Source organism: Sphingobium sp. WTD-1 (assembly GCF_030128825.1).
Lineage (GTDB): Bacteria > Pseudomonadota > Alphaproteobacteria > Sphingomonadales > Sphingomonadaceae > Sphingobium.
In genome coordinates this window covers 1590230-1614297 of sequence record NZ_CP119127.1, presented here as the reverse complement: position 1 = coordinate 1614297, position 24068 = coordinate 1590230, and the positions used below count along the sequence as shown (strand labels likewise).

The window sequence follows — 24068 nt, the reverse complement described above, 5'->3', positions numbered from 1 at the left end:
CTACGCTCGCAATGACGGGAGATGGTCGTCAGCCGTCAAAGCCCGACATCGTCACTGGTCGCTAGCCGCCGCCGGATATCAGCGGCACTGCCGCCAGCCGGTCGGCCGATGTCAGGAACAATGTCTTGCCGCCCTCGCCGATGCAGCAATTGGCGATCGCCTTGCCGGTGCGGACCTTGCCGAGCAGCCTGCCGTCGGGCGCGCAGACATGGACGCCGCCGGGGCCGGTGGCAAAGACGATGCCGTCCGGGGCAGTCTTGATCCCGTCGGGCAGGCCCGGCTCGCCGGCCGCCAGTTCCCTGGCCATGTCGCGGAACAGGCGCTGCCCCGTGGGCATGCCGTCGGCCCCCAGACTATAGGCCAGAACCTGCGGCCGCTTCTCGTCCGACAGAGCCAGATACAGCGTGCGGCCGTCGGGCGAGAGGGTGACGCCATTGGGCCGGCGATGGCTGCCGTCGATCAGCGTCACCATGCCATCGGGCGTCAGTCGATAGAGGCCGTTGAAACCGATCTCGCGCAGCGATGACGTGTCGCCATCGGTCAGGCCATAGGGCGGATCGCTGAAATAGATGCTGCCATCGGCCGCGATGGTCAGGTCATTGGGGCTGTTGAAGCGCTTGCCCTGATAGCGGTCGGCCAGGATGGTCCGCGCCTTCGTCTTGAGGTCCACCCGCACGATCGCGCGCGTGCCGCTGTCGGCGCCGACCAGATGGCCGTCCCTGTCGATCGCGATGCCGTTAAGGCCGGCTTCGCGAATCTCCTTGGGGATCGCGGTCTGCAGGCCGGAGGGCGAGAGGAAGGGCGACACGCCATCCTTGCGGGTCCAGCGATAGACGATGTTGGAGGGCGGATCGCCGAACAGCAGCGCGTCGATCGGCGCGGCCCAGGTCGGCCCCTCGGCCCAGCGATAGCCCTGCGCCACTATCTCCACCTGCGCGCCGGGCGCGATGATGCGGTCGAGCGCGGGGTCGATCCGGTCGATCCGTGCGGCGGGCAGCTCGGCGGCGTGGGCCAGACCATGGGTCAGGGCGTGGGTCAGCGGCAGGGCGGCCATCCCGGCCAGCAGGGTGCGACGATCGATCATGCGGGCAGGCTCACCGAACGATGCTCCGCCGCCGAGCGATAGATCGCCTCGATCACGCGCAGGTCGGCCAGCCCCTCCTCACCCGCGACGATCGGCGCGGTGCCGTTCGCGATGCATTCGGGCAGATGGTCGAGCTGGGCGGCAAACTGGTTCTTCGCCGGCGCTGCCAATGTGCGCGGCGCGGTCGCGCCATCCTTGCGGATCGTCATCGTCTGGCCGCTATATTGGGTCGCGGGCTCCATATCGATCCAGCCCTGGGTGCCGACCACCCGATAGCCATTATGGGCCGAGCTGTAGCTCGACACGCAATTGGCGATGATGCCCGACGGGAAGCGCAGCATGAAGTCGATCCGGTCTTCCACGGTGGCGAAGCGCGGGTCGCTGCGGTCGGTGCTGGCGATGGCGCTCACCTCCACCGGCTCCTCGCCGGTCAGGTAGCGCGCGGCGTTGAGGCTGTAGATGCCGATATCCATCATCGATCCGCCGCCCGACAGGGGCCTGTCGAGCCGCCATTGCCCGGCCTTGATCGGAAAGCCATGTTCGGCGGTGATGATCCGCGTCGGCCCGACATGGCCACCCCGCGCGAGCTCGATCGCCAGTTTATTATAGGGTTCGAAGCGCGAGCGATAGCCGATCATCAGCTTGCGCCCGGCCTTGGCGCAGGCGGCGATCATCGCCTGGCATTCGGCCACCGACACCGCCATCGGCTTCTCGCACATCACATGCTTGCCCGCCTGCGCGGCGCGGATGCTATATTCGGCATGGAGGCTGTTGGGCAGGACGATATAGACGATGTCGATATCGGGATTGTCGCGGATGCGGTCGAAATCGGCATAGCTGTAGTGATGCGTCTTGGGGATGCCGTACTGGTCGCCATATTGCGCCAGCTTGGCCGGCGTGCCGCTGACCAGCGCGACCAGCTTCGCATGCTCGCAGCCGGCGAAATTGGGCATGATCTGCTGCGTGGCATAATAGCCCAGGCCGACAATGGCATAGCCCAGCTTGCGCTGTGGCGCGGCGCAGGCAGCCGTGCTGCCCATGCCGGCCAGCACCAGCCCGGCGCCGATGCCCCCCATCAACTCGCGTCGCGAACGATCCATGCGGCGTCTCCCGCCAAGAGGGCAATTTTCAGTCGGCGGCGCGGCTCAGCGCCGGGCGCATCCAGCCGAAATGGCTGGCGGCGATGGCGACCTGGGTGCGGTTGCGGACGTTGAGCTTGCGCATCAGCGCGGTCATATGGACCTTCACCGTCGCTTCGGCCATGCCCAGCTCATAGGCGATCTGCTTGTTGAGCAGGCCGGAGTGGACGCAGCGCATCACCTTCATCTGGGTCGGCGTGAGATGTGGGGTTTCGGGGACCATCTGGTCCTGGCGATCGAGAATGTGCAGATCCTGCATCCTGCCTCTCCCTGTGATTGATCCGCGTTGGGGCCTGGTTCGGCCCAGGATTCGTTAGCGCTAACGATACTGGAATCAGTCAGACAGGTTCAAGCGAAAATTTGCAATATTCGGGAAATATCCTAGCGTGTGACCGAAATACAGCTATAACCTGTCCAACAGATTTTCGGGATTCGCCGTGCGAATGACCGACAGCGCATAGGAAAGAGAGGGTGGGGATGGCGTTACCATATCGTCGATCGGTGCAATTTGGCCGGATGTTCAGCCAGGGAGGCCATGGCCGATGACCCCCGCCGATTATCGCCTGCTGATCGCCGCCGTCATCGGCATCGCCCTTTCCATCGCCCTCATCATCCGCGGCCGGCTCCATCCCTTTGTCGGCCTGCTGTGCGGTGCCTTCACCGTCGGCCTGATCGCCGGCCTGCCGATGGAGGAAACCGCCAAGGCGGTCGAAAAGGGCGCGGGCACCATATTGGGCGGCACCGGCCTGGTCGTGGCGCTGGGCCTGGGCCTGGGCGCCATGCTGCAATTGTCGGACGGCGCCGGCGGCCTTGCCCGCTCGGCGCTGCGCCTCTCCGGCGTGAAGGGGGCGCCCTGGGCCAGCCTGTTCACCGCCATCGTCATCGGCCTGCCACTCTTCTTCGAGACTGGCCTGGTCCTGCTGCTGCCGATCGTCGCGTCGGCCGCCGCCGCGCTGCCCGCCGGGCAGAATGGCGATACGGCCAAGCTCAAGCTGATGCTGCCCGCGCTGTCGGGCCTGTCGGTGGTCCATGCGCTGGTGCCGCCGCATCCCGGCCCCTTGCTCGCGGTCAATGCGCTCGGCGCCAATCTTGGCCTCACCCTTCTCTATGGCCTGATCGTGGGCATCCCGACCGCGATCATCGCCGGCCCGCTGCTGGCCCGCTTCACCGCGCCCGGCGTGAAATTGAACCCGCCGCTGCTCGATCCGGTCAAGGTCGATGTCGCCACCCCCTCGGTCGGCCGGGCGCTCGCCGCCGTGCTGCTGCCGGTGGTGCTGATCGCGGCGGGACAGGCGGTGGCGCTGCTGCCGGCGTCGGTCGCGCCGCATTTCCACTGGCTCGGATGGGTCAGCGATCCGGTCGTCGCGCTGCTGATCGCGGTGCTGGTGGCGCTGCCGCTGCTGTTCGGCCGCCGCATCACCGACGCCAAGATCCAGAATGCGATCTGGACCGAGGCGATGATCCCGGCCGGCGGCATCATCCTGGCGATCGGCGCGGGCGGCGCGCTCAAGCAGGTGCTGGTGACGGCCGGACTTTCTGATCTGCTGGTCCGCTTTGCGGCGGGTGGCGCGATTTCGCCGATCCTGCTCGCCTGGGGCGTGTCGGTCTGCATCCGCCTCGCCACCGGCTCGGCCACCGTCGCGACGATCACCACCGCCGGCGTGATGCAGGGGCTGGTCGCCGCATCAGGCGTGGAGCCCGAATGGATGGTGCTGGCGATCGGCGCCGGCTCGCTCTTCTTCTCCCACGTCAATGATCCCGGCTTCTGGCTGGTCAAATCCTATCTCGGCACCGACATGCCGGGCACGTTCAAGACCTGGTCGATCATGGAAACCGTGGTCGCAGTCGTCGGCCTGCTGCTGGTGCTCGTCGCCAGCAGCATCTTCTGAACGAGGCGCTGCCGACGCTTGTCGTCAGCAGCCTCTCATGACTAGGAGTCACAGGATGTTGCCCAGCGATCCACAGGTGCGCCGATGAACCAGGCCCGATTGTCCGACCATGCCTATGCCGGCATCGTCGAGATCATCAACGACCAGGATTTGGCGGTCGGTGACCGCCTGCCGTCGGAGGCGGCGCTGGCGGAACGGTTCGGAGTCTCCCGCGCGATCGTGCGCGAGGCGCTGGTCCGCCTCGCCTCGGACGGCATCACCGAAGCCCGCCGGGGTGCCGGCTCCTTCGTGAAAAGCCGTCCCCAGCGGCTCGCCGCCTTCATGCCGGCGGCCGAGCTGCCCGGCACATTGGGCAGCTATGAAGTGCGCTTCGTGCTGGAGGCGGAGGCCGCACGCCTTGCCGCCACCCGCCGCAGCCCGCTTGAAATGGCCCATGTCGAGGAGGGGATGGAGATGCTGCGCATCGCCCTCCTGTCGAGCGAACCGGCCCATGCCGAGGATATGGAACTGCACCGCCGCATTGCCGAGGCGACCGGCAACCCGGCCTTCCTCATCGCCTTCGATGCGCTCCATGCCGATGTCGACAAGATCATGCGCGCCGGCGTCGACATCAGCCGATCGCGCCCGCCCGAGGTGATCGCGACCATGCTGCGCGAACATGAACAGATCGTCGCCGCCATCCGCGCCCAGGATGCCGAGGGCGCCGCGCTGGCGATGCGCTGGCATCTGTGGGAAGGGCGCCGCCGCCTGATGCCGTGAGGGCGTTCGGAAAATCGGTCTCTGCCTGCTCGAAGGAAGAGATTGCGGCCTTCGCCGGATGACGGCGAGGGTAGTTTCCCGCCATTCCCCTCCCGTAAACGGGATGGGACATGTCCGCTTCGGTCGCTTCTGGCCACAAGCTTTCCTACTCGGCCTTTCTCTGATCTATCCTGTGGGATGGCCCCTCCCCCTCCATGCCTCCCCGCGTTCACGCGCATCAGCGGCGCTGATCTGTCGCTTCGCTGTCGCCTGGATGTCGCGTCGGTGTCGCATCGGGATGACCCGCATCATGACCCCACCGACGCGTCGCCGTCGCGTGGCAGGCGTGTCATGGGCACGTTTGCGGCGCATTTCGCTCGAATCCGCGCACGACACTGTGAACTTCGTAGGAGATTTGCCTGTCGCGTCGCCGCCCGCCCCGCAAGGCCGGCAAAGCCGCTTGGCATCGGCCCGCCACTCCTGTAGCCATATACCCACATAGGGCGCCATAGCGCCACATAGTGGACATATTCTGGAGAGGGGGCCGATATGGCGACGGGACGGAACGCACGGATGCGCAAGATGATCGGGCGGAGTGCCGCCGGCCTGGCGCTGGCGCTATTGATCGCCCTGCCCGCCCCCACCTTTGCCCAGCCGACCGGCGCGCAGAATTTCGATGCCGGCTGGCGCTTCCATCAGGGCGATGTCGCGACCGCGGAACAGCCCGGCTTTGCAGATGCCGGCTGGCAGTCGATCGACCTGCCGCATGACTGGGCGATATCCGGGCCGTTCGAAGAACATGCGCCCGCGACCGGATCGGGCGGCTTCCTGCCCACCGGCGTCGCCTGGTATCGCAAGCATTTCACCCTGCCGCCGGCCAGCGCCGGCCAGCGCGTCTTCGTCGAATTCGACGGCGTGATGGAGCGGTCGGGCGTGTGGATAAACGGCCAGCATGTCGGCCATCGGCCGAGCGGCTATGCCAGCTTCCGCTACGAGATCACCCAGCATCTGAAATCCGCCGGGCAGGAGAATGTGCTTGCAGTGCGCGCCGACACCTCCGCCCAACCCGCCTCGCGCTGGTATGCGGGCGGCGGCATCTATCGCCATGTCCGCATCCTCACCCTGGGCGATGTCCATGCCGAAACATGGGGCAGCACCGTGCGCGTGGCGAAGCTGGACGCAAAGAGCGCGGACCTTGCCATCGGCAGCAGCGTGATGAACCAGGGCGCTGCCCCGGTCGAGGCGCGGCTGGAGGCGGTGATCGAGGGGCCGGACGGCCGCAGCATTGCGACCTTCACCGGCCAGAGCATCAGCCTGCCGGCCGGCCGCGCGACCCAGATGGATGTCAGCGGCACCCTGGCCGATCCGCGCCGCTGGGACATTGGCGATCCGGCGATGCACCAGGCGCTGCTGCGCGTGCGCGCCACCGACGGGCGGCTGCTCTACGAGGAGCGCGTCCCCTTCGGCATTCGCGATGCCCGGTTCGAGGCGGCGAGCGGTTTCTGGCTCAATGACCGCAACATCAAGCTGAAGGGCGTCGCCATCCATGCCGATGGCGGGCCGTTCGGCATGGCGGTGCCGCTGGCCGTCTATGAGCGGCGGCTCAAGGGGCTGATGGCGCTGGGCGTAAATGCGGTGCGCACCGCTCATCACCCCTTCTCGCCCGAATTTCTCGACCTGTGCGACCGGCTTGGCCTGATCGTCATGAACGAGGGCTTCGACATGTGGACGGTGGCAAAGAACCCGCAGGATTATCATCTCTATTTCACCGACTGGTCGTCGATCGACGCGCGCGATTTCGTGCGGCGTGATCGCAATCATCCCAGCATCGTCATCTGGTCGATCGGCAACGAGATTCACGACACGCCCTATCCGCTGGTGGCGCAGTCGATCATCACCCGCCTGAAGGACATCTTCCATGCCGAAGATCCGACCCGGCCGGTGACGATGGCGCTGTTCCGCCCCAACACCACCCATGATTATGAGAATGGCACCGCCGACCTGCTGGACGTGGTGGGCCAGAATTATCGCGAGAATGAACTGGCGAAGGCCCATGCCGACAAGCCCAGCCGCAAGATCATCGGCACGGAGAACAGCAAGAACCGGTCAAGCTGGCTCGTGGTGCGGGACGACCCGGCCTATGCCGGCATGTTCCTGTGGACCGGCGTCGATTATCTGGGCGAGGCGGACCGGGCGGGATGGCCAGCGATCAGCAACCCGTCCGGCCTGGTCGACCGGGTCGACGGAGTGAAGCCGATCGGCTGGGAGCGGGCGAGCTGGTGGTCGGAAAAACCGGTGGTGAAGCTGGCCCGGCGCGTGACCGAGGTGATCGACATCAGCGAGATGCCCACCATGGTCGGCATCGCCCTGCCCCAGCCAAAGGGGCCGGGCGCGCTGACCGACTGGTCGCCTGACAATCGCGCGGCACACAAGGAAAAGGTCGAGGTCTACAGCAACAGCGACGCGGTCGAGCTGTTCCTCAACGGCAAGTCGCTGGGGCGCAAGCCGCGCAACGCGGACGACAGCGCGATCACATGGGACGTCGACTATGCGCCGGGCGAACTGCGCGCGATCGGCTATCGCGGCGGCGCAAAGGTGGCGGAGGACATGCTGCGCAGCGCCGGCGCCCCCGCAGCGATCCGGCTGGTGCCCGAGGCCAAGACCATCGGCAGCGGCTTCGACGATGTCGTCGCGGTGCGGGCCGAAGTGGTGGACGCGAAGGGCATATTGGTGCCCGGTGCGACGCCGCTGCTGAGCGCAACAATATCGGGGCCGGGCCGCGTCGTCGCCTTCGACAATGGCAGCGTCACCGATCACACGGCCTTTGCCTCGCCACAACGCGCGGCGGTGGGCGGCAAGGCGGTCGCCTTCCTGCGCGGCACCGGCAAGCCGGGCGCAATCACGCTACAGGTCAGTGCGCCGGGGCTGAAACCCGGCCGCATCAGCCTGCAGGGCACAAAGGATTAGGCCGATCGTCGCCCGGTCGCGTCGATGCAGGGAACCGCGCCGCTGGACAGCGACAGGGCGCGGACCTTGTAGCGCAGCGCCAGTTCATTGTGCGCAGCAATCACGCACACCGCGTCGCCGCGTTCACGGGCTTCGTCGGCTTTGCGCGTCTCGTCGCGCGACCGGCGAAACAGATAGGCAGCATCCGTGATCACGTCCATCGAACCGACTCCGCTTGATTGCCATGCAACCTAGCAGCCGCCGGAAGCGCCGTCCTAGACATGGATCAATTTTCGCGGTCGCCGGTGCCCGTTTATCCGCCGAAGCGGAAGCGTAGGCGCGCGCCATACATTTGCGGTTCGCCCAGCATCGCCGTCTCGAAATTCACGCTGGGCGATCCCAGCCCGGCGATGAAGCTGTAATATTTTTCCTTGGTCACATTGGTCATGAACAGGCTGAGGTCGATGGGCGCGCCGGCGATATTGTTCCAGCTGGCGTTGAGGTTCAGCAGATCGAGCGGCGCCAGCGTGCTGAGCGCTGCGATCGACGGATCGGGATTGGTACGGTCGGTATAGTTGACCAGCATCGAGGACCGATGGGTGAAGGTCGCGCCGAAGGAGATGCGGCCGATCTTCTCCTCATCCAGCGGCAGGGTGTAAGTGCCGCTGACCGTGACCTTGTGGCGCGGCGACAGCACTTCGGGATCGCCGGGCTGGAACGGCGCCGCCAGGATATAATTGGGGTCGTTGAAGCTGGAGAAATCGGGCACCGATTTGATCTTGGTGCGCAGATAGGTGTAGCCGCCGGTCAGCACCAGTCCCTGGAACGGGGTGAGCGAGGCATCGGCCTCCAGCCCCCATATCTCCGACTTGCCGGCATTGACCGGCGCGGCGGTGGACGCCTGTCCCGACAGCGGCCGCGCGTTGAAGCCGACCTGCAATTGCTGGTTGGAAAAATCATTATAGAAGCCGGCCAGGTTGAAGGTGCCGCGCAGCGCGCCGCCAAAGCTGGTCTTGAGGCCCAGCTCATAGCTGTCCACCTTCTCCGGCTCGACGATGTTGAGCGGCGCGGTGATATTGGGGACGATCGTGCCGGCGCGGTAGCCGCGCGCATATTTGGCGTAGAGCAATATGTCCTGGGTCGGGTTGTAATCGAGGTCGACCAGCCAGGTCGGCTTTTCCGACGACTGATAATAATGCGACACGCAATTGGTCGCCGCCGCCTGCGGATTGGTGCAGCGATAGGCCGCCGCCGGATTGAAGGCGCCATATTGCGGGGGATAGGCGACGATATAGGTGCGCTGGTCGCTGACATTGCGCGAATGGTCCCAGGTGTAGCGGAAACCACCGGTCAGTTTCAGCTGATCGGTCAGCGCATAGGTTGCCTGCGCATAGAGGCCGACATTGTGGAAATTGGTGCGCCCCGCCGTATAATTGACGGTGCCGGCATGGATCGGCTTGGCGAACGCCGGGATGGTCGGATCGAGATTGGACAGGAAACCCAGCGGATCGGTGCATTGCAGCGTGGCGGAATCGGTGCAGGACGCCAGAAAAGGCGACTGGCTGCCGCTCATGCCCAGCGGTTCGCTGACCTCCAGATAGCCGCCCACCTGCCAGTTGAGCCGGCCATCGCCCGAGCGCCCCTGCAATTGCAGTTCCTCGGTAAAGGTCGACTGGTTCGCGGTATAGCCGCCCGGAATCGACGTCACCGTGGTGAAGGGCAGATGATAGCTGCCCAGCGCAGCGAGGAAGGGATTGATCGCGGCGAAATCGACGACGAAATCGGTGCCGAACAGCGGCGCATTCATGCGCTGCTTCAACTGCGCATAGCTGACGATATTCTTGACCGTCAGCGTATCGCTCGCCTGCCAGCTGGTGGTGTTGATCAGCTGCCACTGCTCGGTCTTGGAATAGGGGTCTTCCAGGGACTGCATGACGTCATAGAAACCGCTGCCCTGGCGCAGCAACTGGCCATAGGCGAGTTGGCCCAGCCCCTCCGGCGCGGCTGCGACCAGCTTCTGGATCGGGCCGTTATTGCTGGAATCGCTGTAGGACAGGATGGTGTAGTTTTCGAGATCGGGAGTCAGATCAACGACCAGGCTGGCGCGCAGCGCGATATAGTCGACATCGCCGAACCGGTCGGGGCCGATGCCGCTGCCGTTGCGCATATAGCCGTCGCGCTTCTGCCGGTCGACGCCGATGCGCATCCGCGCCCGGTCGCCGAGCGGCGCGTTGACCACCGCCTGGCCCCGCCACATGTCATAATTGCCGACCGATCCTTCGACATAGCCGGAAAATTCGTCGGTCGGCTTCTGCGGTACCAGCAGGATCGCGCCGCCGGTCGTATTGCGACCGAACAGGGTGCCCTGCGGCCCCTTCAATATCTGGACATTCTGCAGGTCGAAAAAGGCACCCGGCCCGGCACCATCGCCCGAGGGCAGGCCGTTGGAGGCGCCGCGCGGCGCGACCACATCGGCGAAATAGACGCCGACCGAGGGCGCGGTGCCGATATCCTGGGCAAAGCCGCGAATGGCGAAACTGCTATTTTCGCTGCCGAAATTGCCGTTGGCGGACAGCGAGGGGGTATAGGCGGCCAGATCCTGCGCATTGACGACATTGCGGTTGGCCAGTTCTTCCTGGTTGAACACGGTGATCGAGATCGGCACGTCCTGCAGCCGTTCCTCGGTGCGGCGGGCGGTGACGATGATGTCCTGGGTCACGCTGGCCCTGTCCTGAGCCTGAACCGGCAAGGTGGGCAGAATCGCGCAGGCGCAGAAAAGCAACGTCCGGAAACGGCGTGTCATGGCATCCTCCCATCCAGACCGCGCGGCCCTTATATGCTGGATCGACCGTCACGGCATCGAGCGCCGCACAGACGGCACCCATCCCTTTCACCATCGTCGCACCTGTTGCCCCGGACACAATGATTGCAGGCGCACAGGCTTTTGATCGACGAAGATGTGATACAGGTTATTTCATAAATCCGGATGACGGGGCCTGTCAATCGGCACCGATCGCGCCGCGCAACAGTCCGGAAATGCAACGGGACTGGACCCTGACCGACGCTCCAGTTAAGAATGGTCCGCATTATCCTTAAGGAACGGATCGGTCCCTCTTGCTTGGCGGCGTGCATTTCGACCTTAACAGCCTGGTGATACTGGGGCTGTTGCTGCGCACGAAAAGCGTCACGCGCACGGCGCAGCAACTGGGCGTCAGCCATCCGTCGGTCAGTCGGTCGCTGGCGCAGTTGCGCAGTCTGTTGGGCGATCCGCTGCTGGTGCGCACCGCTGGCGGCATGGAATTGACCCGGCGGGCGGAGGAACTGGCGCCGTCCTTGCAGGACTGGCTGGCGACGACCGCCGGCCTGCTGGAACCGCCGCGTTTCGATCCGGCGACGCTCGATCGCCGGTTCCGCGTCGCATCGACCGATTTCGGCGTCGCCGCCGTGGTCGCGCCGACCCTGCCGCATATCGGCCGCGCGGCACCATTGGCGGCGATCGACATCGTGCCTTTGACCGGCGACATGGTGGCGCGGCTGACCGCGGGCGAGATCGACCTCATCATCAGCGGGCTCGATCCCGATCCGGCCCAGACCTATGAGCGTTTCCTGTTTACCGAGACGTTCAGTTGCGTCGTCGATCGCCATCACAAGCTGGCGGCGCATCCGACCGACCGGTCCTTGTCGGTCGAGGATTTCCTGTCCTGCCCGCATATCAGCTTCGTCGTCAGCGACAGCGGCTTCGACCGGATCGCACTGCGCCTGGGCGATCTGGCGCCGCGCCGGCGGGTGATCGCCCGCCTGCCCTATTTCCAGGCGGCACCGCACATGATCCGGGGATCGGACGCGCTGATGACGCTGCCGACCCGCGCGGCCGAAGCGATCGCCCGGACCCATGACCTGGCCTGCCTGCCCGCGCCGGACCTGGTCGGCACCTTCGGCTATCGGTTGCTGTGGAACGAGCGGTCCCATCGCGACCCGGCCATCGCCTGGCTGTGCGACATGTTCGCCGACCATTGCGGCAGCGACGCAGCCCTGCCCCATAGCAAGGCCGCATAAGCCTTATCCGATATCGATATTTGGCGCCGCCCCGCGCTTCTGGCAACGGCCACTTGCAATTGACAATCGATCGCAAATGAACCCGCCATGATATTCGCTCCACCGATCGGGCCAGGCCCGCACCACTGATTTCCGGCGCCCGTCCAGCCGGGTGGCTGGCGGGTGCCCGTCTATCCAGAACAGGGGATTTGCATGCCATCCATCCATATGCTGCGGGCAACCGCGGCCCTTGTCGCGCTGACCGGCGCACAGCAGGCACTGGCCGCCGAGGCCGATCAGGATTCCAACCAGATCGTCGTCACCGCAGCCGGCCGTGAACAGGAGGTGCGCGACGCGCCCGCCTCGATCAGCGTCATCACCCGCGAGACGCTGGACGCCATGCCCTATCGCGAAGTGACCGATGCGCTGATGGAAATCCCCGGCGTCACCGTCACGCCGGGCGAAGGCAATAGCCGCGACATCTCGATCCGCGGCATGGCGCCGCAATATACGCTGATCCTGGTCGACGGTAAGCGGCTGTCGTCGCGCGAATCCCGCACCAATGGCGGCAATGTCAGCGAAGGCGGCCTGCTGCCGCCGCTCGAAGCGATCGAACGGATCGAGGTGGTGCGTGGCCCCATGTCCTCGCTCTACGGATCGGACGCGATGGGCGGCGTCGTCAACATCATCACCCGCCGGATGAGCGACCATTGGCGCGGCAGCGCACGCGTCAACGGCACGATGCAACTGGCGGACAATTTCGGCAATTATACCGACGGCAATTTCTATCTGTCCGGCCCTGTGACCAGCGGCATCGGTCTGCAATTGCAGGGATCGATGAACCGGCGCGAGGGCGACACCGAAATCGGCGGCACGCCCGAGCGGCATGATGACAGCCTGGCCGGCAAGCTGGGCTTCAACCTCAGCGCCAACCACCAGATCCTGCTGGAGGGCGGCTATTATCGGCAGAAGGTGATCGAGGTTGCCGGCGAGACGACCGAGACGTCGGCGACCGCGCCGCTCGGCACCGAAACCACCCAGACCCAGAAGCGCAAGGTCGCATCGATCAGCCATAGCGGCCAATGGGGCTTCGCCAGTTCCGAATCCTATCTGCAATATGAGGATGCCGAACATGTCGAGGCGCAGAAGCGGATCAAGAACACCGTCGGCCAGAGCCTGTGGGTGATCCCGCTGCCGTCCAACACGCTGACCGTCGGCGGTTTCTATCGCTATGAGGATCTGTCCGACCTGACCGGCAACCTTTTGTCGGGATCGACCACCACCGGCACCACCCGCACCAGCTGGGCGCTGTTCGCCGAAAATGAGCTGAAGCTGCTCGACGGGTTCGCGCTGACCGGCGGCATCCGCATGGACCATGACGAACAATATGGCGTCCACTGGACCCCGCGCGTCTATGCGGTGTGGAACATCACCCAGGCGCTGACGCTGAAGGGCGGCTATTCGCAGGGCTTCCGCGCGCCGAGCCTGCGCCAGACGATTCCCGACTGGGGCCAGACCAGCCGTGGCGGCACCATCTATGGCAATCCCGATCTGGAGGCCGAAACCTCCCGCACGATCGAAGCGGCCCTGCTCTTCTCACGGAATGGCTTCAACGCCAGCGTCACCGCCTATGACACACGCTTCAACGACAAGATCACCCGTGTGACCTGCGAAGTGGCGGGGGCCTGGTGCGTCGATGAACCGCTCAGCTCGATCGGCCGTCCGCCCACGACCTATGTCAATGTCGACAAGGCACGGGTGCGCGGTGTGGAAGTATCGGTCGACGTGCCGCTGACCCACACGCTGCGGCTCAACGCCACCGGCACGCTGACGGACTCGGAACAGCTGAGCGGCGCCAATATCGGCGCGGCGCTCAACGACACGCCCAAGCAGCAGGCCAGCGCCTCGCTCAACTGGCGCCCGGACAAGCGCTTCTCCGCCTTTGTGCGCGCCGTCTATCGCGGCGAGGAAGCCGTGACCGAGGCGCAGATCAGCGGCAATAATATCGTGTCGCCCGACTATACGGTGGTGGACATGGGCGCATCCTACAAGATCACGCCCGCCTTCACCGTCCATGCCGGGGTGCAGAACCTGCTCGACAAGCGGTTGAATTATGACACGTCGGGCTATCTGATCGACCCGGCCCGCGTCTGGATGGGCGTGGGCGTGCGCTTCTGATCCAACGTGCGATCACCGGCCCGGCGAGGTCCGGGCCGGCGATCAGACCGCGACGCTGAAGCGCGTTTCGGCCGGGCGCAGATAGGCGTCGAAACAGGCGGCGATGGACCGGGCATAGGGCGCCGCGCCGGGTTGCAGCATCAGTTCGCCCCCCTCCCGCCGGAGCAGGCCGATCCGCTCGAACCGGTCGAGCAGCGCCGGCTCGGCAAGGTCGCCACAGACCGCCCGACCGTCGCACAGCAGCCGTTCGATCAACGCGCCCCGCCGCTGGTCATCGGCACTGCGCCGCACCCCACGGGCCGCGGGCAACCGATGGTCCGACAATGCCTCGCGATAGGCGCCGGCATTCTTCTCATTCTGGACGATCAGGTCGGGGAACTGGCTGATCGCGCTGGCACCCATGCCGATCAGCGCATCGCTGTCATCCTCGGTAAAGCCCTGGAAATTGCGGCGCAGCCGTCCAGATGCAGCGGCCACCGCCAGCGGATCGTCGGGCAGCGCGAAATGATCGAAGCCGATCGCCTGATAGCCGGCCGCCGTCAGCATCGCATGGCCAAGCTTCGCCATCGCAAAGCGCTGTTCGACGCCCGGCAATTCGGTCGTGTCGATCCGCCGCTGGCGCGGCAGCAGGCGCGGCATATGGGCATAACCGAACAGCGCGATGCGCGAGGGGGACAGGCGAATGCTGTCCTCCAGGGTCTGCGCCAGATCCGCCTCGCTCTGCCCCGGCAGGCCATACATCAGGTCGAACCCCACCTGGATGCGCGCACGGGCCAGCGCGCCCACCGCCATCGCCACCGTCTCGGCCGGCTGCACCCGGCCGATCCGCTGCTGCACATGGGTGGCAAATGTCTGCACCCCCAGATTGACACGCGTGACCCCGACCTTGGCCATGGCGTCGATCCAGGCCCGGTCGATCCGGCGCGGGTCCAGTTCCACCGCCATCGCCGCCGCGCTGGCGTCGAAGCAGAGCAGCAACTGATGATTGAGCCGGACCCAGTCGATCAGCGGCAGGGAATTGGGACTGCCGCCGCCAAAGGCGACATGGGTGACGCGCCCCCGTCCGCCGAGCCGCGCCGAAACCAGCGCCATTTCCCGCTCCAGCGCATCGACATAGGCGGACAGGCGGCGGGGCCGCGTTGCCGCACCGGTGTTGCACCCGCAATACCAGCAAATATCATGGCAATAGGGGATATGGACATAGAGCGACAGGCGCGCGTCCGCCGGCATCGCATCCAGCCGCTGCGCCATGTCGGCCGCGCCGACATCCTCGCCGAACTGGGCGGCGGTCGGATAGCTGGTGTAGCGCGGCACCGGCGCGGCGAGCAGGTCGGGATGATAGCGGAACATGGCGTCCCGCCTGCCATGGCGCCCGATGCCGAACATTGCGCAGGATCAAATCGCCGATTGCGCCGCATCAAGGAAGGCCGCCCCGATCGGGAGCAGAGCGCCATCACTGACCCACGATCAGGGATGGAGAAAAGACATGCACTTGAAAAAGATGATGATTGTCGCCGCGATGGGCGCCATGGGCACGGCGCTGGCCGCCGCCCCCGCCCAGGCCAAGCAGGGCGACGTGCTGGTGCGCGTGCGCGGCATCATGGTCGCCCCCACCGAAAAGAGCGGCAGCATCCTGCCCGGCTTCCCCGGCGAGAAGGTGTCGGTGAACAACGGCATCGCGCCCGAAGTCGACGTCACCTACATGGCGACCGACCATATCGGTTTCGAACTGATCGCGGCGACCACCAAGCATAGCGCCAGCGGCCGCAGCGGCACCACCGGCGGGATCGGCAAGCTGGCCTCCACCTGGGTGCTGCCGCCGACGCTGACGATGCAATATCACCCGATCGTCGAGGGCCATGTCCGCCCCTATATCGGTGCCGGCGTCAACTATACGCTGTTCTACAACGAGGATGCGTCGAGCGGGCTGGAGGATGCGGTCGGCAAGACCAAGGTCCATATGTCCGACAGCTTCGGCTGGGCCGGCCAGGTCGGCGTCGACATCGATCTCAACGACAAGATCTTCCTCAACCTCGACGTCAAATATATCGACATCGACACCAAGGTGCGGCTGACCACGGCCGCGGCCGGCACCCAGAACGTCAAGGTATCTCTCGATCCCTTCGTGTTCGGCGTGGGTGTCGGCATGCGCTTCTGATCCTCTGGGGGGTGGACCAGAAGGAAGGGGCCGGAGCGGATCGCCGCTCCGGCCCCTTCATCATTTCACCAGCGATGCGATCAGAAACGCTTTTCCAGGATCAGCAGCGACGGCTCGTCATCGACGCTGCGGGCGACAAAGCCCTGTTCGCGCTCCAGCTCGATCGCGGCATGATTGGCGCGACTCTCGATCGCCTGGAGCAGGCCGACGCCCATTTCCTGCGCGCGGTCGGTGGCGTGGCGCAGCATGCTCCAGCCCACGCCTTTGCCGCGATGGTCGGCGCGCACCGAAATCGCGACTTCGGCGCGGGTCCGGTCGGGATCGGCGGCCAGCGTCGCGGCGGCCAGAATGGCGCCCTTCTCGTCGGTCGCCAGGAAGGTCTCGCAATTGTCGGGGTCGCCATGGATCAGATCATGAATCTGCCCGGCGCTGACGCCCGGTGCGCTGCTGAGGAAGCGGAAGCGGCGATCATCATCGGACACGGCCGAAAAGAAATGGGCCAGCGCCCTGGCATCGCCATCCTGCGCCGGGCGCACCTGGACGCGAATACCGGTGCGGGTTTCCAGAATATCCTTGTCGGTCATGAAGAAGGCATCCCTTGCTATGATCGTTGCCCCCCGAATGTGCCATCGCATCGGCGATCGAAATAGGGAAATTTGCGGATAGAGACGAGCCGAGCGGGCTTCTAGGCAGGAAGACGATCATGTGGCGCTGCATCAGCGCCCTCTTGTCGGGACTTGTTCGATGAAGACCATCCTGCTGCACATCCGCGCGGACAACGGCATGGAAAGCCGGCTGCAGGCCGCGTTCGACCTGTCGCGCGCGACCGGCGCCCATATCAGTTGCCTGCAGATCGCGCCGCTGCCCGAACTGGTCGCCGCCGATCTCTATGGCAGCGGCTATCTGGTGCCCGAGGCGATCGATGCGGTGCGCCGCCAGGACGAGGAAATGCGACGCGCCCTGGAGGAGAGACTGCGGCACGAGGGCATGGCGTGGGACTGGCATTATCGCAGCGGCGACCTGGTCCAGGGCCTGCTGGAAACCGGTCGCCTGGCCGATGCGATGCTCGTTTCCCTGCCGCCGCCGGGCCGCCGGCAGGCGGATGATCCGGCGCCGATCGTCGCCGACCTGGCGGTCAACAGCCGCGCCCCGGTGCTGGCGATCCCGACCATGGCCAAGGGCTTTCGCTGCACCGGCCGGGCCATGGTCGCCTGGGATGGATCGCATGAGGCGGCGTCGGCGCTGACCGCGAGCCGCACCCTGTTGCGGGTGGCGAGCGAAGTCCATGTCGTCACCGTCGACGAGCGCACGAAGCGCGATTTCCCGCCGACCGACGCCGCCGAATATCTCTCGCGCCACGGCATTGCGGTCGAGATTCACGAATGGCCGCGCAAGGATCGCAGCGTGGAAGAAGCGCTGTCCCATGCCTGCCAGGAACTGGCGATCGACTGGATGGTGATGGGTGCCTTTGGCCACAGCCGGCTGCGGGAAACCATTTTTGGCGGCGTAACCCGCTATATTCTGACCGAAACACGGGTTCCGCTCTTGCTGGCGCACTGATTTACGGTCAGTGATCGGACATGGCGTTCAACAATGGCGATCCGCAGGATAATGCGACCAGCCGGGAACAGGCTCTGCTGGGATCGATCCTGGCAACGGTGCCCGATGCGCTGATCGTGATCGACGCGACCGGGCATATCGTCTCGTTCAGCCCGGCCGCCCAGCGCATGTTCCAATATGCCGAAGCCGATGTGCTGGGCCGCAATGTCGCGATGCTGATGCCCTCGCCCGATCGCGAGCGCCATGATTCCTACCTGCAACATTATCATGACACCGGCGAGAAGCGGATCATCGGCATCGGCCGACTGACCACCGCGCGCCGGCGCGATGGCTCCACCTTTCCGATCGAACTGGCGGTCGGCGAAGTGCAGGACCATGGCGAAAAGCTGTTCACCGGCTTCGTGCGCGACCTGACCGATAGGCAGAAGGCCGAGCGCCGCCTGCAGGATCTGCAGGCTGAACTGAGCCATGCCGCCCGCGTCACGGCGATGGGCACGCTGGCCGCAGCGCTGGCGCATGAACTGAACCAGCCGCTGACCGCGATCGCCAATTATATGGAGGCAGGCCGCGACCTGCTGCGCACCGATGCGCCGGTCGACCGCGACTTGCTGGGCGAGGCGATGGACGAGGCCGCGCGCCAGGCGATGCGCGCGGGCCAGATCATCCGATCGCTGCGGGAGTTCATCCGCCGGGGCGAGGCCGATCGCCAGGCCGAACCGGCGGCCACTCTGCTGGCCGAGGGGGTAGCGCTGGCCTTCATCGGCATCGACAGCCGGGGCATCGACATGGACATCGTCGTCGATCCGCGCGTCGGCCGGGTGATCGCCAATCGCGTGCAGGTGCAGCAGGTCATCATCAACCTGGTGCGCAACGCGGTCGAGGCTATGGACGGCCGTAACCGCCGCATCCTGCGCCTGTCGGCGGTGCCGGCCGAGGACGGACAGGTCGAACTCATCATCGCCGATAGTGGCCCCGGCCTCGATCCGGCGGTCGCGCGATCGCTCTTCACCCCGTTCAGCACGACCAAACCCGCCGGCATGGGCGTGGGCCTGTCGATCAGCCGCACCATCGTCGAGGGGCATGGCGGACGGATCTGGGCCGACGCCTCGCACTGGGGCGGCGTCGCCTTCCACTTCACTCTCGATTCTGCGGACCGCCTGCCATGAGCCTGCCCACCGACCAGCCCATCCATGTCGTCGATGATGACGAGGCGATCCGCCGGTCGCTCTCCTTCATGCTCAAGACCAGCGGCTTTGCGGTACGGCTCTTCTCGGGCGGCACCGAATTCCTCAAGGAAGTCGGGACGCTGGAGGGCGGCTGCGTGCTGCTGGACGTGCGCATGCCCGACATTGACGGGCTGGAAGTGCAGCGCGAATTGCGCGCGCGCGGCATGATGCTGCCGGTCATCATCATGACCGGCCATGGCGATGTCGGCATGGCGGTCGCCGCGATGAAGGCGGGGGCCACCGATTTCATCGAAAAGCCGTTCGAGAAGGCGGCATTGCTCGCCGCGATCGACGCCGCCTGCGCGCAGGCAAGCGCCGACCAGGGCCGCAACAGCCAGCGCGATACCGCCCGCGCCCGGCTCAACGTCCTGACCGATCGGGAGCGTGAAGTGCTCAAGGGACTGGTCGACGGCCTGCCCAACAAGACGATCGCCTATGACCTGGGCATCAGCCCGCGCACGGTCGAGATTCATCGCGCCAACCTGATGCAGAAGCTGCAGGTCCACAGCCTGTCGGAAACGCTGCGCATCGCCTTCCAGGCAGGGCTCGAATAGGACAGAAAGTCCCATAGGGGATTTACGGATAGTGCCCGCCCCGCCGCCGCGTCAAGCAGCGGTCATGAACATGCATTTTGATCTCGCGCAAACCCTGCCCGGCGGCATGCCCGTTCCTGCCCCCTGCTCCGACGCCAGCTTCTGCCAACGCTGCGAAGTGCGCGACCGCGCCATCTGCGCTACGCTGGAAGAGGATGAGCGCGGCGCGCTCAATCGCCTGGGCCGGCGCGTCACGATCGCGGCGGGGCAGACGGTGATGTGGGAAGGCGACGACGCCACCATCGTCGCCAATGTGATCGACGGCACGCTCAAATTGTCGGCCTCGACCGGCGACGGGCGCGAACAGATTGTCGGCGTGGTCTATCCGTCCGACTTCATCGGCCGCCCCTTCGGCCGCAGCACGCCGCACAGCGTCACGGCGCTCACCGATGCGCGCCTGTGCCTCTTCACCCGCGGCGCCTTTGACGGCTTTGCCCGCGAGCATCCCGAGCTGGAGCATCGGCTGCTGCAGCGCACGCTCGACGATCTCGACCGGGCGCGTAGCTGGATGCTGCTGCTTGGCCGCAAGAATGCGCGCGAGAAGATCGCGACCTTCCTGCTCGACATGTCGCGCCGGCTGGCCCGTGAAGGCCAGCCCCCGCTCGACCGGTTCGACCTGCCGCTGTCGCGCCAGCAGATCGCCGATGTGCTGGGCCTGACGATCGAGACGGTAAGCCGGCAGCTGACCGACCTCAAGCGGATCGGCATCATCGCCCTGCCCGGCCGGCGCATGGTGGAGATCAGGGATCGCGCGGCGTTGCTGGACTGCAGCGAAGCGACCTGACGTCGCCGCGCCGGGCATGTCCGGCCTATTTTCCCCGATCGTCCTGCAATCGGGATCGCCCCTCTTCATCTTGCCGGCCGCTTGTTCTATGGCCGCAGGCCTGATTGCCGAGGGAATGCCATTTTGATCCTGGACCTTGTCGCCGCCGCTTCGAGCGCCATCCGCTTCGACCAGCTGGGGCTCAGCCCCGTCGCCCTGGACCTGGGCTTCTTCACGCTCAAATGGTATAGCCTGGCCTATCTGGCCGGCATCCTGATCGGCTACTGGTATCTCTTGAAGCTCATTGCCCAGCCCGGTTCGCCGATGGCGCGGCGCCATGCCGACGACATGATCTTCTATGCGACGCTGGGCATCATCATCGGCGGCCGGCTCGCCTATGTCTTCTTCTACCAGCCTGAAATCCTCCAGCATCCGCTGGATATCTTCAAGCTGTGGAATGGCGGCATGTCCTTCCATGGCGGCGCGGCGGGCGTGTCGCTCGGCATCCTCTACATGGCGCGCAAGGAGAAGCTGAGCTGGCTGCGCATCCATGACTATGTCGCCTGCGTCGTGCCCTTCGGCCTGTTCTTCGGCCGCCTCGCCAATTTCGTGAATGGCGAACTGTGGGGCAAGGAAACCGACGTGCCCTGGGCGATGATCTTCCCGACCGGCGGCCCCTTCGCGCGTCATCCAAGCCAGCTTTACGAAGCCTTTTTCGAAGGCATCATCCTGTTCTGCATCCTTGCCTTCGCCTTCTGGAAGACCAGGGCGCGCTACAAGCCGGGCATGCTCGTCGGCCTGTTCGTCTTCTTCTATGGCGTGTTCCGCTTCGGCGTCGAATATTTCCGCGAGGCCGACGCCCAGCTGATGGAATTTGCCGCCCGCACCGGCCTGCACATGGGCCAGTGGCTGTGCGTGCCGATGATCCTGGGCGGCCTCTACCTGATCGTCACCGCCAAGGGCCGGCGCGTGCGCGTGGAACCGATCGCGGGCGGCGCCAGTGTCAGCTGACGCCCTGCCCGGCGCGATGGGCCTGCCCGAGCGCCTGGCCCGCCAGATCGACGCCGGCGGACCGATCTCCGTCGCCCATTATATGGGCGAGGCGAACCAGCATTATTATGGCACGCGCGATCCGCTGGGGCTGGAGGGGGACTTCACCACCGCCCCGGAAATCAGCCAGATGTTCGGCGAACTGATCGGCCTGTGCCTGGCCGATGTCTGGCTGCGATCGGGTCGACGCGCCGATCCGCTCTATGTCGAACTGGGGCCGGGTCGCGGCACGCTGGCGGGCGATGCGCTGCGCGCGATGGAGGGGGCCGACGTTACCTCGCGCATCCATTTCGTCGAGACCAGCCCGACCCTGCGCGAGCGGCAGCGCGCCCAGATTCCCCATGTCATCCATCATGACAGCGTGGAAAGCCTGCCCGACCAGTCGCCGCTGCTGGTGGTCGCCAATGAGTTTTTCGACGCCCTGCCCGTGCGGCAGATGATCCGCGTTGGCGACGAATGGCGTGAACGGGTGGTGATCCGTCGCGAGGAAGAGGGCCGCTTCATGGCGGTGCCGGGCTATCGCCGGATCGAATCCGGCCTGCCGCCGATCGCCGCGCAGGCGCCCGAAGGCGCAATCATCGAAGTGGCGCAGGCCGGTGCCACCGCAGGCTATGCCCTTGCCAGCCGGATCGCGCGCCAGGGCGGCGTCGCGATCATCATCGACTATGGCTATGAAGGCCCGGCACTGGGCGACACGCTGCAGGCGGTGAAGAACCACCAGTTCACCGATCCCTTCACCGATCCGGGCGAGAGCGACCTTACCACCCATGTCGATTTCACGATGCTGGCCAATGTCGCGCGCCAGGCCGGGCTGCGCGTCCATGGCGCAGTGACGCAGGGCCATTTCCTCCAGCATCTGGGCATCGACGTGCGCGCATCCGTGCTGACCAAGGGCAGCCCGCAGCGCGCCGCCGAACTGGAGGCGCAACGCCACCGCCTCACCGACGAGACGGAGATGGGGACATTGTTCAAGGTGATGGCCTGGGTCCACCCCGACTGGGCCGACCCGGCAGGCTTCGAGAAATAGCGGCCCCGTCTGCCGCTAGTTCTCAATCTTCCTGATGATAGCGGCTGAGGCGGCGGATGAAGCCAATGAGGCCGGTCTGGCGGCTGCGCTTCATCCGTTCAGCGTGCAGGATGGTGCGCACGCGCTCGAAACATTCCTCGACATCGACATTGCACAGCACATAGTCATAGCCGTCCCAGTGGGCGATCTCGCCGGCGGCGCGCGCCATGCGACCCTCGATCACTTCATTGCTGTCGGTCGCGCGGCCACGCAGACGCTTTTCCAGTTCCTCCATCGAGGGCGGCAGGATGAAGATGCGGACCACGTCGCCGCCGGCAATCTGATGCAGCTGCTGCGCGCCCTGCCAGTCGATGTCGAACAGCACATCCTTGCCGCTCTTGAGCATCGCCTCGACCGGCGCGCGGGGCGTGCCATAGCGCTGGCCGAAGACATGCGCCCATTCCAGGAATTCATGGTCGTTCGCCATGCGGCGAAACTCTTCCAGGTCGACGAAATGATAATCCTTGCCATCGACTTCGCCCGGCCGGATCGTCCGCGTCGTCGCCGACACCGACATCGACAGGTCCGGTTCGCAGGCCAGCAATTTGCGTGCAATCGTCGACTTGCCGGCGCCCGAGGGCGAGGACAGGACAAAGAGAACGCCGCGGCGCTTGAAATCGGGGGTGTCGGTGGGAATGTTGTCGGCCATGGCCGCTAGTGGCGTCGTGGACGGCATTTTGCAAGAGGTTGGGGGAGAAGAGGCTTGGCGCGATCGCGTAAAGGAATGAAACAGCGGGGCTTTATCCTCGCCCTGCTGATCGCGCTGGGGGCTGCGGCGATCCTCTACCTGATGGGGCGCCCGCCGATCTGCACCTGCGGCACGATCGCGCTATGGCACGGGCCGATCGACAGCGGCAACAGCCAGCATCTGTCCGACTGGTACAGCCTCAGCCACATCATCCACGGCTTCCTCTTCTATGGCGCGACCCATTTGCTGATGCGCCGCAGACCGCTCGGCATCCGCCTGTCGGTGGCGGTAGCGATCGAGGCGGCGTGGGAGATCCTCGAAAATTCGCCGATCATCATCGACCGTTACCGCACGGCGACGATCGCGCTCGGCTATTCGGGCGATTCCATCCTCAATTCGATGAGCGACATCGGCATGATGGCCCTGGGCTTCCTGTTCGCGTCACGCGCGCCCGTCTGGCTGACAATCATCGTCGCGATCGGCTTCGAGTTGCTGGCCCTGGCGGTGATCCGCGACAATCTGACGCTCAATGTCCTGATGCTCGCCTGGCCGATCGACGCGATCAAGGAATGGCAGGGCGCGCTTTAGCTCGCCTTCTTGCGGGCGGCCCGTGCCTCGTCGATCAGGATCGGCTTGGCGCTGGCGTCGGTCAGCAGCTTGGTCGCCATCTTGCGGTCCGCCTCGCGCTTGGCCTCGTAAAGCTTGCCCGCCAGATAGGCGCCGGTGAGGACCATGGCGCCGACCGGATAGCGCATGATGAGCCGCTTGGCCCCGGCCCCGGCGATCAGGCCGATCACGCCCTTCTTGCCCGTGTCGGCAGCGACCCGTGCGGCCACCACCGTCGCGCCGAGCCGCGCCGCTTTGCGAAACAGGCTCGACTTGCGAACGCGCGTCGCGGTGGACGGAAGCTTTGCGGCGGTCGGGGCGGGCGTTTTCTTCATAGGGGATTAATGTA

At 65.7% G+C, this 24068-nt stretch carries 22 protein-coding genes; 13 read left to right on the top strand and 9 right to left on the bottom strand.

Features of this window, described 5'->3' with window-relative positions; all coding sequences use genetic code 11:
* Positions 1-61 precede the first annotated feature (61 nt).
* Genes N6H05_RS07945 through N6H05_RS07935 form a run of 3 tightly spaced genes read right to left on the bottom strand, consistent with a single transcriptional unit; the run spans position 62 to position 2482 of the window.
* Entirely contained in the window at positions 62-1084 is a 1023-nt protein-coding gene (locus tag N6H05_RS07945) for an SMP-30/gluconolactonase/LRE family protein (RefSeq protein ID WP_284113410.1), read from the bottom strand.
* On the bottom strand, positions 1081-2184 hold the full coding sequence (locus tag N6H05_RS07940; protein ID WP_284113409.1) for a Gfo/Idh/MocA family protein: 1104 nt from the start codon (positions 2182-2184) through the stop codon (positions 1081-1083). The genes N6H05_RS07945 and N6H05_RS07940 overlap by 4 nt, the downstream gene beginning before the upstream one ends.
* Positions 2185-2212: 28 nt before the next feature.
* Positions 2213-2482 carry a helix-turn-helix domain-containing protein gene (locus N6H05_RS07935; RefSeq protein WP_284113408.1) on the bottom strand — a complete coding sequence of 90 codons (270 nt, stop codon included), beginning with the start codon at positions 2480-2482 and terminating at the stop codon, positions 2213-2215.
* 283 nt (positions 2483-2765) lie between these two features.
* On the opposite strand from N6H05_RS07935, the gene N6H05_RS07930 reads away from it, so the two are divergent.
* From N6H05_RS07930 to N6H05_RS07920, 3 genes are all read left to right on the top strand, one after another.
* Positions 2766-4112, top strand: a complete 1347-nt coding sequence (locus N6H05_RS07930) for a GntT/GntP/DsdX family permease (protein WP_284113407.1) — start codon at positions 2766-2768, stop codon at positions 4110-4112.
* Between the two features lie 84 nt (positions 4113-4196).
* Positions 4197-4871 carry a FadR/GntR family transcriptional regulator gene (locus tag N6H05_RS07925; RefSeq protein WP_284113406.1) on the top strand — a complete coding sequence of 225 codons (675 nt, stop codon included), beginning with the start codon at positions 4197-4199 and terminating at the stop codon, positions 4869-4871.
* Between the two features lie 552 nt (positions 4872-5423).
* A complete protein-coding gene (locus tag N6H05_RS07920; RefSeq protein WP_284113405.1) occupies positions 5424-7817 on the top strand; it encodes a glycoside hydrolase family 2 TIM barrel-domain containing protein in 2394 nt (797 codons plus the stop codon).
* Here N6H05_RS07920 and N6H05_RS07915 read toward each other — a convergent pair.
* Together N6H05_RS07915 and N6H05_RS07910 are read right to left on the bottom strand one after the other, a co-directional pair.
* Positions 7814-8017 (bottom strand): hypothetical protein, encoded by a 204-nt coding sequence (locus N6H05_RS07915; protein ID WP_004208544.1) that lies wholly within the window; start codon positions 8015-8017, stop codon positions 7814-7816. The two genes, N6H05_RS07920 and N6H05_RS07915, sit on opposite strands and share 4 nt — an antisense overlap.
* A gap of 92 nt (positions 8018-8109) precedes the next feature.
* Complete coding sequence (locus N6H05_RS07910) at positions 8110-10599, bottom strand: TonB-dependent receptor (RefSeq protein ID WP_284113403.1); 2490 nt, start codon at positions 10597-10599, stop codon at positions 8110-8112.
* 311 nt (positions 10600-10910) lie between these two features.
* On the opposite strand from N6H05_RS07910, the gene N6H05_RS07905 reads away from it, so the two are divergent.
* A complete protein-coding gene (locus N6H05_RS07905) occupies positions 10911-11852 on the top strand; it encodes a LysR family transcriptional regulator (RefSeq protein ID WP_284113402.1) in 942 nt (313 codons plus the stop codon).
* Positions 11853-12044: 192 nt separating this feature from the next.
* A complete protein-coding gene (locus N6H05_RS07900) occupies positions 12045-14009 on the top strand; it encodes a TonB-dependent receptor domain-containing protein (RefSeq protein WP_284113401.1) in 1965 nt (654 codons plus the stop codon).
* Positions 14010-14051: 42 nt separating this feature from the next.
* Here the strand turns inward: N6H05_RS07900 and hemN are convergent, their stop codons facing one another.
* A complete protein-coding gene (hemN, locus tag N6H05_RS07895) occupies positions 14052-15359 on the bottom strand; it encodes an oxygen-independent coproporphyrinogen III oxidase (protein WP_284113400.1) in 1308 nt (435 codons plus the stop codon).
* 136 nt (positions 15360-15495) lie between these two features.
* Here hemN and N6H05_RS07890 point away from each other — a divergent pair, with 136 nt between their 5' ends.
* Entirely contained in the window at positions 15496-16167 is a 672-nt protein-coding gene (locus N6H05_RS07890) for an OmpW/AlkL family protein (protein ID WP_004208552.1), read from the top strand.
* Between the two features lie 80 nt (positions 16168-16247).
* Here N6H05_RS07890 and N6H05_RS07885 read toward each other — a convergent pair whose 3' ends face one another.
* Positions 16248-16751 (bottom strand): GNAT family N-acetyltransferase, encoded by a 504-nt coding sequence (locus N6H05_RS07885; RefSeq protein ID WP_004208553.1) that lies wholly within the window; start codon positions 16749-16751, stop codon positions 16248-16250.
* Positions 16752-16911: 160 nt separating this feature from the next.
* On the opposite strand from N6H05_RS07885, the gene N6H05_RS07880 reads away from it, so the two are divergent.
* From N6H05_RS07880 to N6H05_RS07855, 6 genes are all read left to right on the top strand, one after another.
* A complete protein-coding gene (locus N6H05_RS07880; RefSeq protein WP_284113399.1) occupies positions 16912-17727 on the top strand; it encodes a universal stress protein in 816 nt (271 codons plus the stop codon).
* A gap of 20 nt (positions 17728-17747) precedes the next feature.
* Positions 17748-18893, top strand: coding sequence for a sensor histidine kinase (locus N6H05_RS07875; RefSeq protein ID WP_284113398.1), 1146 nt, complete (start codon positions 17748-17750; stop codon positions 18891-18893).
* The gene (gene fixJ, locus N6H05_RS07870; RefSeq protein WP_284113397.1) at positions 18890-19507 is read left to right on the top strand and encodes a response regulator FixJ; all 618 of its coding nucleotides are present in this window, start codon (positions 18890-18892) and stop codon (positions 19505-19507) included. Before N6H05_RS07875 ends, fixJ begins: the two co-directional genes overlap by 4 nt.
* Before the next feature lie 64 nt (positions 19508-19571).
* On the top strand, positions 19572-20330 hold the full coding sequence (locus N6H05_RS07865; protein ID WP_284113396.1) for a Crp/Fnr family transcriptional regulator: 759 nt from the start codon (positions 19572-19574) through the stop codon (positions 20328-20330).
* Between the two features lie 123 nt (positions 20331-20453).
* The gene (lgt, locus tag N6H05_RS07860; RefSeq protein ID WP_284113395.1) at positions 20454-21320 is read left to right on the top strand and encodes a prolipoprotein diacylglyceryl transferase; all 867 of its coding nucleotides are present in this window, start codon (positions 20454-20456) and stop codon (positions 21318-21320) included.
* Positions 21310-22386 (top strand): class I SAM-dependent methyltransferase, encoded by a 1077-nt coding sequence (locus N6H05_RS07855; RefSeq protein ID WP_502958962.1) that lies wholly within the window; start codon positions 21310-21312, stop codon positions 22384-22386. The genes lgt and N6H05_RS07855 overlap by 11 nt, the downstream gene beginning before the upstream one ends.
* 22 nt (positions 22387-22408) lie before the next feature.
* On the opposite strand, the gene gmk is transcribed toward N6H05_RS07855, so the two are convergent.
* Complete coding sequence (gene gmk / locus N6H05_RS07850) at positions 22409-23074, bottom strand: guanylate kinase (RefSeq protein ID WP_004208560.1); 666 nt, start codon at positions 23072-23074, stop codon at positions 22409-22411.
* 75 nt (positions 23075-23149) lie between these two features.
* Here gmk and N6H05_RS07845 point away from each other — a divergent pair, with 75 nt between their 5' ends.
* Positions 23150-23701, top strand: a complete 552-nt coding sequence (locus N6H05_RS07845; protein ID WP_284113394.1) for a DUF2585 domain-containing protein — start codon at positions 23150-23152, stop codon at positions 23699-23701.
* Here the strand turns inward: N6H05_RS07845 and N6H05_RS07840 are convergent.
* The gene (locus N6H05_RS07840) at positions 23698-24054 is read right to left on the bottom strand and encodes a hypothetical protein (protein WP_069338002.1); all 357 of its coding nucleotides are present in this window, start codon (positions 24052-24054) and stop codon (positions 23698-23700) included. The genes N6H05_RS07845 and N6H05_RS07840 overlap by 4 nt on opposite strands.
* Positions 24055-24068: the final 14 nt, after the last annotated feature.

What these genes read in the sequence shown, in the direction of transcription:
- N6H05_RS07845 (WP_284113394.1), top strand. Translation starts at nt 23,150, where the DNA reads ATGAAACAGCGGGGCTTTATCCTCGCCCTGCTGATCGCGCTGGGGGCT.
- N6H05_RS07910 (WP_284113403.1), bottom strand. Translation starts at nt 10,599, where the DNA reads ATGACACGCCGTTTCCGGACGTTGCTTTTCTGCGCCTGCGCGATTCTG.
- N6H05_RS07880 (WP_284113399.1), top strand. Translation starts at nt 16,912, where the DNA reads ATGAAGACCATCCTGCTGCACATCCGCGCGGACAACGGCATGGAAAGC.
- N6H05_RS07885 (WP_004208553.1), bottom strand. Translation starts at nt 16,751, where the DNA reads ATGACCGACAAGGATATTCTGGAAACCCGCACCGGTATTCGCGTCCAG.
- N6H05_RS07940 (WP_284113409.1), bottom strand. Translation starts at nt 2,184, where the DNA reads ATGGATCGTTCGCGACGCGAGTTGATGGGGGGCATCGGCGCCGGGCTG.
- N6H05_RS07920 (WP_284113405.1), top strand. Translation starts at nt 5,424, where the DNA reads ATGCGCAAGATGATCGGGCGGAGTGCCGCCGGCCTGGCGCTGGCGCTA.
- N6H05_RS07890 (WP_004208552.1), top strand. Translation starts at nt 15,496, where the DNA reads ATGCACTTGAAAAAGATGATGATTGTCGCCGCGATGGGCGCCATGGGC.
- hemN (WP_284113400.1), bottom strand. Translation starts at nt 15,359, where the DNA reads ATGTTCCGCTATCATCCCGACCTGCTCGCCGCGCCGGTGCCGCGCTAC.
- N6H05_RS07945 (WP_284113410.1), bottom strand. Translation starts at nt 1,084, where the DNA reads ATGATCGATCGTCGCACCCTGCTGGCCGGGATGGCCGCCCTGCCGCTG.
- N6H05_RS07930 (WP_284113407.1), top strand. Translation starts at nt 2,766, where the DNA reads ATGACCCCCGCCGATTATCGCCTGCTGATCGCCGCCGTCATCGGCATC.
- gmk (WP_004208560.1), bottom strand. Translation starts at nt 23,074, where the DNA reads ATGGCCGACAACATTCCCACCGACACCCCCGATTTCAAGCGCCGCGGC.
- fixJ (WP_284113397.1), top strand. Translation starts at nt 18,890, where the DNA reads ATGAGCCTGCCCACCGACCAGCCCATCCATGTCGTCGATGATGACGAG.
- N6H05_RS07865 (WP_284113396.1), top strand. Translation starts at nt 19,572, where the DNA reads ATGAACATGCATTTTGATCTCGCGCAAACCCTGCCCGGCGGCATGCCC.
- N6H05_RS07840 (WP_069338002.1), bottom strand. Translation starts at nt 24,054, where the DNA reads ATGAAGAAAACGCCCGCCCCGACCGCCGCAAAGCTTCCGTCCACCGCG.
- N6H05_RS07935 (WP_284113408.1), bottom strand. Translation starts at nt 2,482, where the DNA reads ATGCAGGATCTGCACATTCTCGATCGCCAGGACCAGATGGTCCCCGAA.
- N6H05_RS07900 (WP_284113401.1), top strand. Translation starts at nt 12,045, where the DNA reads ATGCCATCCATCCATATGCTGCGGGCAACCGCGGCCCTTGTCGCGCTG.
- N6H05_RS07925 (WP_284113406.1), top strand. Translation starts at nt 4,197, where the DNA reads ATGAACCAGGCCCGATTGTCCGACCATGCCTATGCCGGCATCGTCGAG.
- N6H05_RS07915 (WP_004208544.1), bottom strand. Translation starts at nt 8,017, where the DNA reads ATGGACGTGATCACGGATGCTGCCTATCTGTTTCGCCGGTCGCGCGAC.
- N6H05_RS07875 (WP_284113398.1), top strand. Translation starts at nt 17,748, where the DNA reads ATGGCGTTCAACAATGGCGATCCGCAGGATAATGCGACCAGCCGGGAA.